Source organism: Xanthomonas arboricola, assembly GCF_003353015.1.
Lineage (GTDB): Bacteria > Pseudomonadota > Gammaproteobacteria > Xanthomonadales > Xanthomonadaceae > Xanthomonas > Xanthomonas arboricola_E.
In genome coordinates this window covers 1-10,172 of record NZ_QREM01000001.1, presented here as the reverse complement: position 1 = coordinate 10,172, position 10,172 = coordinate 1, and the positions used below count along the sequence as shown (strand labels likewise).

Sequence of the window (10,172 nt, the reverse complement as noted above, 5' to 3'; positions counted from 1 at the left end):
CAGCCTGGGCGGGCTAACACCCGCCGAGTTCCGTGATCAACATCAACCGCAGACCTCTAGTTTTAGCTGGCATTGAATTGTGGGGAGTCGACAGCACCACCCAGCATGATGGAAAGCTGGATTGCGGCAACCATCAGGCCGCCGCCGCTTTCCGGTGCGTCCTTGACGCAGCGGCTCAGCCAGGTGGACCAGGCCACCGGCATCGCCGAATTGAACATGCCCCAGGCAATCATCGCCACGGCCACGGCCCACACCAGATGGCCGGCCAGCAGCATGCTGATGGTCGCCACACCCAACGCAACCGGCAGCACGCTGAGCAGGGTGAACAAGCGCTTGGGCACCAGCGCGGTGGCGGCATAGGTCCCGACGAAACCGGCCAGGCCCAGGCCGAGCAGCAGCAACGACAGCTGCGACACATCGACCTGCGCGACGGTTTCCAGAAACGGGCGGAAGTAGGTGAACGCAGAAAACGCGCCGGCAAACCCGAGCATTATCGCCAGCATGGCGCGCGCCACATACCCACGCTTCAACAGGGTGACGATGCCACCCAGCGAGGTGGCGCCTCGCGCGGGCATCGACGGCAGGCTGCGCCATTGCCAGAGAATGGTCAGCGCCACCAGTGGCAACATGCCCCAGAACACCCCGCGCCAGCCGATGGTGGCGCCCAGGTAGCTGCCCAGGGGCGCGGCGAATGCAGCAGCGACCGCGTTACCGATGAATATGATGCCCAAGGCCTTGGGCACCGCATGCTCGGGCATGATGCGCATCACCGTGGCAGTGGACAACGCCCAGAACCCGCCGATGGTGATGCCGAGCAGCGCACGCGCCACCATCAACATGCCAAAGCTGTGCGCGTTGGCGATCAACAGCAGCGACACCAACATCACCCCGGTCAGGGCGAGCAACACATGGCGCCGGTTGAAGCGCGACGACAACGGTGCGACCAGCAGGCTGGCGGCCACCGCGAACAGGCCGGAGATCGAAATCGCCTGGCCGGCCATGCCGGCGCTGGCATGCAGATCGGCAGCAATTGGCGTGAGCAGGCTGACCGGCATGAACTCGGAGGCGATCAGCAGCGCAACGCAGAGCGACATCGAGCCGACCGCGCTCCAGGAACGGCGTGTTGCGACAGGTGCGGCGCGCGAAGATGGATAGGCGAGCGAACTGGCTTGCATATTTGGCCCTTGTGCGAAGTGGGATGCGAGACGAACGCCACGCCGCAAACGCGCTGACGCGGCGCTCGATGGCCAACGTGGTGTCCGGAAGGAATGCGCTGCAGGCAGCGATGCACTGCATCGACCTGCCACCGCAGCGACGCACGACGGGCGCGATGCAGCAACGGATGCTGCGGCTAGTGCGTGCGTGTGTCTGGAGGTGCCGCAGCTTACGCAGGCAGCGGGCGGCGATAAAGCTGGTGGATCAGCACAGGCCTATGAAGCCGGCTCATCAACCGCGCATCCGTAGGTGATCGTGCAGCGTGATGCGCCACCATCGTTCGACACCGGCTTCGGTTTGCGCGAGTGCAGCGCAGGCGTGCGCCCATGCTGCGATCGCACCGGAACGATCGGTCGGTGCCAGCTGTGCCGGCTGCGCGCATCGGTGCTGCCAGCAACGCGGCAGATCCATCAGCCTTTGTAGCGCAAGGCGTCGACCACCAGGTTGAAGGCGGAGGAGGAATGTCGGCGGCTGGGGTAGAACGCGTGCAAGCCCGGCCAGGTCGGCGACCAGTCCTTCATCACCCAGCGCAGCCGCCCGGCCTTGATGTGCGGGCGCGCCAGATCCTCCTGCACGAACGCGATACCGAAGCCGTCCACCGCCGCGTCCAGTGCTTCGTAAGTGCCGTTGAAGGTCAGCTGGCCGTCCACGCGCACGATGACTTCGCGGCCGTCCTTTTCCAGCTCCCAGGCATAGATGCCGCCGGCGGTTTTCATGCGCAGGTTGATGCAGCTGTGTGCGGTGAGGTCCTGCGGCGTCCTGGGACGGGGCGGCGCGCAAGATAGGACGGCGCGGCGACGATGGCCATGCGCATGTCCGGCGCGATGCGCGCGGCGATCATGTCCTTCTCGACCTGATCGCCCAGCCGCACACCCAGGTCGTAACGGTCGGCGACGATGTCGGTCAAGCCGTTGTCGACCACGATTTCGACCTTGATTTCGGGGTAGTCGCGCAGCAGCCCGGACAGCTTGGGCCACAGGATCGCGCGCGCGGCGTAGTCGGTGGCGGTGATGCGCACGGTGCCTGCGGGGGTGTCGCGCATGTCGCCGAGCGCAGCCAGCGCCTCCTCGATTTCCGCAAAGCGCGGCGCCACCGTCTGGATCAGCCGCTCGCCGGCTTCGGTCGGCGCCACGCTGCGGGTGGTGCGGGTCAGCAGGCGCACACCCAGCGTCGCTTCCAGCCCGCGGATGGTGTGACTCAGCGCCGACTGCGAAACCCCCAGCTTGGCGGCAGCACGGGTGAAGCTGCCCTCGCGAACGATGGCGATCAGCGCCAACAGGTCCTTGAAGTTGTCGCGCGCCATTGGTGAATCTCTTTCATGGAATACGGGAAACTGTAGCAGTTGGTGCCATGGGGACCGCGTGGACTGCGCTTCTCCCGCTGGGGACGCTGATGCAGCGCCTGCACGCGACGAGCGTGCTTGCAGTGGTGCGACCGCGCCAGCGATTTCTCGACCAGGTAGCCGGTCAGGAACTCCAGCCCGATGCGGTCGGCTGCCCAGCGCGGGCCGGGGCGCTGCGCAAAGGTTCGGGTGAGGGGCAAGTGGCCAAGCAGGCGATGTGCCACTTCTGAAGCCGCGTGGCGGCGCGTTTGTCATTGCAAGCGCTGACACCCCTGTGCGGCGCGCCCTCATCCGCCCTGCGGGCACCTTCTCCCGGCGGGAGAAGGAGCACAACGCTGTACAAGCTGCCTGTCGCATTTTTTGCAACGCGCACCCCTAAAAAAACCGCTTTGGGGTGACAGGGCCGGTTCGTATAGTCGAATCGACAGGCGCTGCCTGCCACGCGCGCCTGTCGCCACCCTGTCACCGGGCAATCGCCGGGCAGTGGATCGCCCAGCGTGCTCCCCCCTTTCCACGCCGCCTGCGGAGGCCTCATGCACCAGTTCCTGTCGCATCGCGGTCCTGGCAGCGCCGGCAGAACACCACATTCGCACGGCACCCCATGCTGAGCGCGCAACGCACCTCATCCGCCCCCTGCTCGGGCGCACGCGCGGTTGCCCGCTGCGATGCCCTGGGACTTGCGCCCTACAGCGACACACCCGCCGGGCTGTTCCGCGCCTGGCTCAGCCCGGCGCATCGCGCCGCCGTTGCACAGGTGGGCCAGTGGATGCACCAGGCCGGCATGCAGGTGCGGCTCGATGCAGCGGCCAATCTGGTCGGGCGCTACGAAGGCGCACGCGCCGACGCACCGGCGCTGCTGATCGGCAGCCATCTGGACAGCGTGCGCGATGCCGGACGTTACGACGGCCCGCTCGGCATCCTGCTCGGCATCGAATGCGTCGCCGCGCTGCATGCGCAGGGGCGGCGCCTGCCGTTCGCGATCGAGGTGATCGCCTTCGGCGACGAAGAAGGGTCGCGCTTTCCTGCCTCGATGTTCTGCAGCCGTGCAGTTGCCGGCACGCTCGACCCCGCCACGTTGGCGGTCACCGATGCGGCCGGCATCGACGTGGCCAAAGCGCTGGCGGAGTGGGACCTGGATATCGCCCAGATCCAGCAGGCCGCACGCGCGCCCGGCAGCGTGCTGGCCTATCTGGAAACCCATATCGAACAAGGCCCGGTGCTGGAAGCGGCAGGCCTGCCGGTCGGCATCGTCACCGCGATCGCGGCGCAGCGGCGCTTTGCGCTGCGCTTCGACGGCCGCGCCGGCCACGCCGGCACCACCACCATGGCCCTGCGTCGCGATGCATTGAGCGCCGCTGCCGAGGCCCTGCTGGCGATCGAAGGGATTGCACGCGCCGGCAGCGACGATCTGGTCGCCACGGTCGGCAAGCTCAACGTCGCACCCGGCGCCACCAATGTGGTACCGGGCCGGGTGGACTGCACGCTGGACGTGCGCGCCGGCGACGACGCAACGCGCGATGCAGCAGTGCTGGAGATCGAACAGGCGCTCGCGCGGATCAGCGCCAGCCGCGGCATCGCCATCGCCCTCGATCCACTGCAGACCTTGGCCGCCAGCCCCTGCGCACCGGCGCTGATGACCCGTCTGCAACACGCAGTCGCTGCACAGGGCGTCGCGCCACGCCAGCTGGTGTCCGGCGCCGGCCACGATGCGATGGTGATGGCCGCGCTCTGCCCTACCGCGATGCTGTTCGTGCGCTGCGCCGGCGGCATCAGCCATCATCCGGACGAACACGTGGCCCCGGCCGATGCCGAGCTCGCACTGGCGGTCATGCGCCACTTCATCGAACACCTGGGAGATCCCCTTGTCACCTGATCTGCGTCACCTGCCTACCTTCGGCGAGCTCGATCCCCCGCAACGGCTGTTGATGGGCCCGGGCCCGGTCAATGCGCATCCGCGTGTGCTGCGCGCGATGGCGGCCGACCTGCTCGGCCAGTTCGACCCGGAAATGACCACCTACATGAACGAGGTGATGGCGCTGTACCGGCCGCTGTTCGGCACCGAGAATCGCTGGACGTTCCTGGTCGATGGCACCGCGCGCGCCGGCATCGAGGCGGCGCTGGTGTCGCTGGTCAGCCCGGGCGACCGCGTGCTGGTGATCAACTTCGGCCGCTTCGGCCTGCTGCTCACCGAAATCCTCGGCCGGCTCGGTGCCGACGTGCACACCGTGGATGCGCCCTGGGGCGAAGTGGTGCCGCTTGCTGCAATCGCCGAGGCGATCGAGCGCGTGGCACCCAAGCTGGTCGCCACCGTGCATGGGGACACCTCCACCACCATGGCCCAGCCGCTGGATGGGGTGGGCGCGCTGTGCCGCGCGGCCGGCGCGCTGAGTTACGTGGATGCCACCGCCACCATCGGCGGCATGGAGATCGCCAGCGATCGCTGGGACGTGGACGTGGTCACCGGCGGTCTGCAGAAATGCCTGGGCGGGCCGTCCGGCTCGGCACCGATCACCGTCTCCGACGCGGCGGCCGAGGCGATCTTCGCGCGTCGCCATGTCGAACGCGGCATCGTGCGCGCCGACATCGTCAACGGCCGCGGGCCGCGCATCGCCTCCAATTATTTCGACCTGGCGATGATCATGGATTACTGGTCCGACAAGCGCCTCAACCACCATACCGAAGCCACCACCATGTTGTACGGCGCCCGCGAATGCGCGCGCGTGGCGCTGCAGGAAGGCCTGGACGCCCGCTTCGCCCGCCACGCTGCCGCCGGGCGTGCGGTGAGTGCCGGCATCCGCGCGCTGGGGCTGGAGGTGTTCGGCGACGATGCGCACCGCATGACCAATGTCACCGGCGTAGTGATTCCGCACGACATCGACAGCGATGCGGTGCGCCGGCGCATGCGCGAGGATTTCGAGATCGAGATCGGCACCGCGTTCGGGCCGTTGCAGGGCAGGATCTGGCGCATCGGCGCGATGGGCTACAACGCCATGAAGCACAAGGTGCTGATCACCCTGGCCGCGCTGGAAGCGGTGCTGCGCGCCGAAGGCTACGCCTGCACACCAGGGCTGGCCGTGGAAGCCGCACTGGCGGCCTGGCACGCGGAGCCGCAGGCATGAACACAGCGCGCGACCTGGTCGGCTATGGCGCCACCCCGCCTGCGGCGCAGTGGCCCGGTGGCGCGCGCATCGCGGTGCAGTTCGTCATCAATTACGAAGAGGGCGCGGAAAACTGCGTGCTCAACGGCGATACCGGCTCGGAAGCCTTCCTGTCGGAGATGGTCGGCACGCAAGCGCAGCCCGGCGCGCGTGCCATGGCGATGGAAAGCCTGTACGAATACGGCAGCCGTGCCGGCTTCTGGCGGCTGCATCGGCTGTTCACTGCGCGCAATGTGCCGGTGACCGTATTCGGCGTGGCGCAGGCATTGGCCTCCAATCCCGAAGCGGTCGCCGCGATGCAGGCGGCCGATTGGGAGATTGCCAGCCACGGCCTGCGCTGGATCGATTACCAGCAGGTGGACGAGGCCACCGAGCGCGCGCATATCGCGCAGGCCATCGCCGTGCATACCCGCGTCACCGGCAGCCGCCCGCTCGGCTGGTACCAGGGCCGTACCAGCCCCAACACCGCGCGCCTGGTCGCCGAAGAAGGCGGCTTTGTCTACGACGCCGACAGCTATGCCGACGACGTCCCGTACTACGACACGCGCCACGGCCGGGCGCAGTTGATCGTGCCGTACACACTGGACGCCAACGACATGAAGTTCGTCGCCTACAACGGCTTTGCCGATGGCGAGCCGTTCTTCCGCTACCTGCGCGATGGCTTCGAGCAACTGCGCAGCGAGGGCGGCCGCATGCTGTCGATCGGCCTGCACGGGCGCATCGTCGGCAAGCCGGCGCGTGCCGCGGCCCTGGCACGGTTTGTCGATCACGTGCTGGCCAGCGGCGATGCCTGGATTGCGCGCCGCATCGATATCGCGCGGCATTGGCTGCAGGTCCATCCGGCATGAGCATCGACACCGCTGACATCGACCTGCCCGAGGTGATCGCGCAAGTGACCGCGGCCTTCCACGCCTACGAACAGGCACTGATGGACGACGACATCGCCGCGATGGATGCGCTGTTCCACCCCGCACCCAGCACGGTGCGCTACGGCGTGGGCGAGGTGCTGTACGGCATCGAGGCGATCCGTGCCTTCCGCATCGGCCGCGGCGGCTCGCCGCAACGCCGGCTCGTGCACGTGGAAGTGCATGGCTTCGGTCACGACTTCGCCACCACGCATGCGGAATTCGTTCGTGCCGGCAGCAGCGCGCGCGGCCGCCAGAGCCAGAGCTGGGTGCGGTTTGCCGACGGCTGGAAAGTGGTGGCTGCGCATGTCTCGCTGCAGGGGACGCATGCATGAGCGTGATCGACGACAGCGTGCTGGACGATGCCGCCTTCGTGGCGCGCTATCGCGAGCTGTTCGAGCATTCGCCGTGGGTGGTCGAACGCGCTGCACGGCGGCGCCCGTTCGCCGATGTGTATCGCGGGCTGATGCAGGTGGTGCTGGATGCCTCGCAGGAGGACCAGGTTGCGTTGATCCGCGCGCATCCGGAGCTGGCCGGCAAGGCGGCGATCGACCGCACGCTCACCGCCGCGTCGGCGGCCGAGCAGGCCTCGGCCGGATTGGACCGGCTCAGCGAAGCCGAATTCAAGCGCTTCCACGCGCTCAATCAGGCCTATCGCCACCGCTTCGGATTTCCGTTCGTGATCTGCGTGCGGCTGCATGACAAGGCCGGCATCCTGGCCGCGCTGGAACGCCGGCTGGATGCATCGCGCAGCGAAGAACTGTCCACCGCCCTCGCCGAGATCGGCAAGATCGTGCACCTGCGCCTGGAGGCACTGCGATGAGCCTGACCCAACTCGAACGTGAGCTCCACCACGATCTGCAACGCCTGGCCCACGGCGGCGATGCCTGGGTGCAGCCGCGCGTGCATCCGGCCGGGCATGTGTACGACGTGGTCATCGTCGGCGCCGGCCAGAGCGGCCTGGGCGCGGCGTTCGCGCTGCAGCGCGAGCGCGTGCACAACCTGCTGGTGATCGATGAAAACGCCGCCGGGCAGGAAGGCCCGTGGGTCACCTATGCGCGCATGCAGACCCTGCGCACGCCCAAGCAGATCACCTCGATCGACCTGGGCGTGCCCTCGCTGACCTTCCGCGCCTGGTGGGAAGCCCAGCACGGCAGCGCCGGCTGGGACGGCCTGGACAAGATTCCACGCGGCAGCTGGATGGACTACCTGCGCTGGTACCGCACGGTGCTGCGCCTGCCGGTGCGCAATGCCACCCAGCTGGCGCGCGTGGAGCCGGACGTGGCGCCGGGCATCCACCGCCTGCACCTGGCCATGGGCGCGCCGCTGCTCACGCGCAAGCTGATCCTGGCCACCGGCATCCAGGGCGGTGGCCAATGGGTGGTGCCGGACTGGATCAGCCGCGCCCTGCCCGCACAGCGCTATGCGCACACCTCCGGCCACATCGACTTCGCCGCGCTGGCCGGCAAGCGCGTGGGCATCCTGGGCGGCGGCGCCTCGGCGTTCGACAATGCCTGTTTCGCGCTGGAGCAAGGCGTCGCCAGTGCCGAGGTGTTCGTGCGCCGCAGTGCATTGCCGCGCATCAATCCGTTCCGCCACATGGAACAGGCCGGCATCATCCCGCGCTTTCTCGCGCTGCCGGATGCAGACAAGTACCGGATGATGGCCAGCTTCTTCGCGCACAACCAGCCGCCGACCAACGACACCTTCCAACGCGCCTGCGCGCATGCCGGCTTCGCCCTGCACCTGGGCGCGCCGTGGCTGGACGTGGCCGAGCGCGATGGCGAGGTGGTGGTCCGCACGCCGCAGGGCGAGCACCGCTTCGATTTCCTCGCCGTTGCCACCGGCCTGGTCACCGACCCGCAGCTGCGCCCGGAACTGGCCGCGCTGTCCGGCCGCATCGCCTGCTGGGCCGACCGCTACCAGCCGCCGCCGGGCCAGGCCAATCCGGTACTGGATGCGCACCCCTACCTGGGGCCCGGCTTCGAACTGCTGCCGCGTACGCCGGAGGATGCCGCGCTGCTGCATGGGCTGTTCGCCTTCAACTATTCGGCGCTGATCAACCACGGCCCGTCGGCGGCAGCACTGTCCGGGCTCAAGGTCGCGCTGCCGCGGCTGGCCCGCGCGGTGGCCGACCAGCTGTTCCTGGACGACCGCCAGGCCATCGTCGACAGCTACCTGGCCTACGACCAGCCCGAATTCGTCGGCCAATGGCCGCAACCGACCCAGGCGGTGGCATGAGCACGCTGTCCACCCATGTGCTGGACACCGCGCTGGGCCGGCCCGCTGCCGGCGTGCCGCTGCGCCTGTTTGCCGGCGACACGCTGCGCCTGGAGGCGGTCACCAACCAGGACGGGCGCTGCCCGGCACTGGCCGCCTTGGTCCTGTTGCCGGGCCGCTACCGGCTGGAATTCGATGCCGCCCGCTACTGGCGCGCGGTCGGTACCGTGCTGGCCGACCCGCCGTTCCTGGAACAGGTACCCATCGCCTTCGGCATCGCCGACGACGGCCACTACCACGTGCCGCTGCTGCTCTCGCCGTATGGTTATTCCACCTATCGCGGTAGCTGACACCATGCCCGCCAGCGCCAGACGGCCTGCCCGATAGCGGCCGCACAGCGAAGGCCCCAGCCCGGCCTGCGCTGTCCATCGCGCATCTGCCGCCGGCCGACGCCGCCAGCGCGGCCAGGCGGACGGCCGCTGTTCGATGCGCGACCGGCGTGACCACACGCCCGATTTCAGCGCGCGCCCGTAGAATGGCCGCTTTCCGGCACCGCGCCGGGGCCCCGGAATTGTCATGATCCACAACGATGTACTGCGCAGCATCCGCTACATGCTCGACCTCAGCGACGACAAGGTAGTGGAGATCACCCACCTGGCCGACCCGGAGTTCGCGCTCGACAAGCCGCAGGTACAGGCCTGGCTGAAGAAGGAAGACGAGCCCGGCTTCGAGCCCTGCACCGACGCGATGCTGGCGCGCTTCCTCGACGGCCTGGTGCTGCGTTTCCGCGGCCGCGACGAGAGCCAGCCGGTGCGCCCGCTGGAAACCCGCGTCGGCAACAACCTGGTGCTGAAGAAACTGCGCGTGGCCTTCGAGCTGAAGGACGTGGACATGCACGCCATCTTCGCCAGCGCCGGCTTCCCGCTATCCAAGCCGGAACTGTCCGCGCTGTTCCGCCAGCCCGGCCACAAGAACTTCCGCCCCTGCGGCGACCAGCTGCTGCGCGCCTTCCTCAAGGGCCTGACCGCGCGGATGCGCGAAGCGGGTTGATGTCTGGGTGGTGAGATTTGCCTGGCCTTTTGCCGTGTGTGTCACCAGTAACGCGTGGCAAGTACAACTTGACGTCCTTCAACAACCGTCGAGTGCGCAACAGCCGACCCTGCTCCCGTCTGTTACCTCCGCTGTCATCGCACTTGGTTGAACAGCGCGGATAGATTCAGTTGTAAAGCCGATGATCTGCTTGTTGGCTGCAAGGCAGGGCGGTCGATCTGCGGCTTCGCTGCAGGGCTCTTGCCCGCCCACCATCGCGGGACACGCCGCAAGTACGTCCGT

The 10,172-nt window shown here is 68.1% G+C and carries 9 protein-coding genes and 2 pseudogenes; 9 read left to right on the top strand and 2 right to left on the bottom strand.

The genetic code is table 11. The features are described from left to right. Nucleotides 1-92 precede the first annotated feature (92 nt). Nucleotides 93-1,175 (bottom strand): annotated as a pseudogene (locus C0541_RS00060) (MFS transporter); the annotation flags it as partial. Between the two features lie 450 nt (nt 1,176-1,625). Then, nucleotides 1,626-2,518, bottom strand: a pseudogene (locus C0541_RS00050) (LysR family transcriptional regulator). Nucleotides 2,519-2,607: 89 nt separating this feature from the next. Here C0541_RS00050 and C0541_RS20955 point away from each other — a divergent pair. From C0541_RS20955 to C0541_RS00005, 9 genes are all read left to right on the top strand, one after another. Then, nucleotides 2,608-2,787 carry a hypothetical protein gene (locus C0541_RS20955; protein ID WP_193725832.1) on the top strand — a complete coding sequence of 60 codons (180 nt, stop codon included), beginning with the start codon at nt 2,608-2,610 and terminating at the stop codon, nt 2,785-2,787. A gap of 371 nt (nt 2,788-3,158) precedes the next feature. After that, entirely contained in the window at nt 3,159-4,430 is a 1,272-nt protein-coding gene (locus tag C0541_RS00040) for an allantoate amidohydrolase (RefSeq protein WP_115045168.1), read from the top strand. Then, nucleotides 4,420-5,676, top strand: coding sequence for a pyridoxal-phosphate-dependent aminotransferase family protein (locus C0541_RS00035; protein ID WP_115045167.1), 1,257 nt, complete (start codon nt 4,420-4,422; stop codon nt 5,674-5,676). Before C0541_RS00040 ends, C0541_RS00035 begins: the two co-directional genes overlap by 11 nt. Further along, on the top strand, nt 5,673-6,563 hold the full coding sequence (puuE, locus tag C0541_RS00030; protein WP_115045166.1) for an allantoinase PuuE: 891 nt from the start codon (nt 5,673-5,675) through the stop codon (nt 6,561-6,563). The genes C0541_RS00035 and puuE overlap by 4 nt, the downstream gene beginning before the upstream one ends. Continuing rightward, nucleotides 6,560-6,955, top strand: coding sequence for an oxalurate catabolism protein HpxZ (gene hpxZ / locus C0541_RS00025; RefSeq protein WP_115045165.1), 396 nt, complete (start codon nt 6,560-6,562; stop codon nt 6,953-6,955). The genes puuE and hpxZ overlap by 4 nt, the downstream gene beginning before the upstream one ends. Further along, complete coding sequence (gene uraD, locus C0541_RS00020) at nt 6,952-7,443, top strand: 2-oxo-4-hydroxy-4-carboxy-5-ureidoimidazoline decarboxylase (RefSeq protein WP_115045164.1); 492 nt, start codon at nt 6,952-6,954, stop codon at nt 7,441-7,443. The genes hpxZ and uraD overlap by 4 nt, the downstream gene beginning before the upstream one ends. After that, nucleotides 7,440-8,861 (top strand): FAD-dependent urate hydroxylase HpyO, encoded by a 1,422-nt coding sequence (gene hpyO / locus C0541_RS00015; protein ID WP_115045163.1) that lies wholly within the window; start codon nt 7,440-7,442, stop codon nt 8,859-8,861. The genes uraD and hpyO overlap by 4 nt, the downstream gene beginning before the upstream one ends. Continuing rightward, nucleotides 8,831-9,190, top strand: a complete 360-nt coding sequence (gene uraH, locus C0541_RS00010) for a hydroxyisourate hydrolase (protein WP_115045162.1) — start codon at nt 8,831-8,833, stop codon at nt 9,188-9,190. Before hpyO ends, uraH begins: the two co-directional genes overlap by 31 nt. A gap of 226 nt (nt 9,191-9,416) precedes the next feature. Further along, the gene (locus C0541_RS00005; RefSeq protein ID WP_016901421.1) at nt 9,417-9,890 is read left to right on the top strand and encodes a DUF1456 family protein; all 474 of its coding nucleotides are present in this window, start codon (nt 9,417-9,419) and stop codon (nt 9,888-9,890) included. The last annotated feature ends 282 nt before the right edge of the window (nt 9,891-10,172 follow it).